Annotated in this window: 1 pseudogene; it reads right to left on the bottom strand. The window is 59.1% G+C overall.

The window, feature by feature from the left end:
• Nucleotides 1-43 precede the first annotated feature (43 nt).
• Nucleotides 44-1,029: pseudogene (locus ACFHWY_RS28630) on the bottom strand (hypothetical protein); the annotation flags it as partial.

Consider the following 1,029-nt stretch of genomic DNA (forward strand, 5'->3'; position numbering starts at 1 on the left):
CCGACACGCCGACACGGGCACCATCACTCACAGCCACAATCGATCATGAAACGGCCGTGTCGGCGTCGTAGACGATGCTCGTGGTGCTGGCGCCTTCGGTAATCGTGTCGACTTGACGTTCAGGTGTCCAGGTGAGTGTTTGCGTCGTTCCGGTCTCGGTAGTGCGGGTGGTCGTCTGGCCGGCATCATCATAGGCGAAGTTTCGCGTGGTGGTATCGGCGAGCGGCCCAGTGGCAGAGACGGCCGCAACTTGGTGAGGGCTAACGCCCGCCTGCACACCGACCTGATAGGTCCACGTGGTGTTGCCTAGTGCCGGGTTGTGGTCGGTCTGGGTGAGCCGGTTGCCAACAGCGTCGAAAGTCCACGACCGGTGATAGGCGTCGGCTCCTGAACGCTGTGGCGTCGCACACTCAGCGACAGTCTCGGTCCAGGCTTCAGTAAGTCGAAGCAGGTAGTCGTAGCGGAAGCATTCCGCCTGGTCAGCTACTCCATCAGTGGTACCGGCGATTGACGTGATATTGCCGAACGGGTCGTACCCGTATTCGGTAGCGTACTTGGGATTGAACGTTCCGGGGCTGGTTTGACTCTCGAGACTGACAGACGCGCCTGTCAATCTACGGGTGTCTGGGGTGTAGGTGTATGCCTGATGAATCTGCTTGCCGGCGGCGCCTAGTCGCTGCCAGGAAAGGAGCCCATCGTAGAAGTAACTTGTGCCGGCGACATAAGTGCCCTGGCCGGAAGCCATGCCTGTCGGTTGGCCGATGCTGTTGTAAGTATAGCTAATAGTTTCTGCAGGTAGGCCACCTTCCGCTGGTAGCACCTCAGTCGCGAGTGAGCCGTCAATTTTGTATGTGGCAGACCTTGTGTAGGTTCCGGCCAGTGCGCCGTTGACCGATGGTGAGGGAATTTCTACCTGAGTGTTGAGCGGTCGGTAGCCGGCATCGTAGCTCGTGATGGCGGTGCGGTAGCAGAGCCAAAGCAAAGTTAGTTGATCTTCGTTTTCCCTGGTGACGGCCACCCCGGTGAACG

This window comes from Micromonospora sp. LOL_024 (assembly GCF_048060415.1).
GTDB lineage: Bacteria > Actinomycetota > Actinomycetes > Mycobacteriales > Micromonosporaceae > Micromonospora.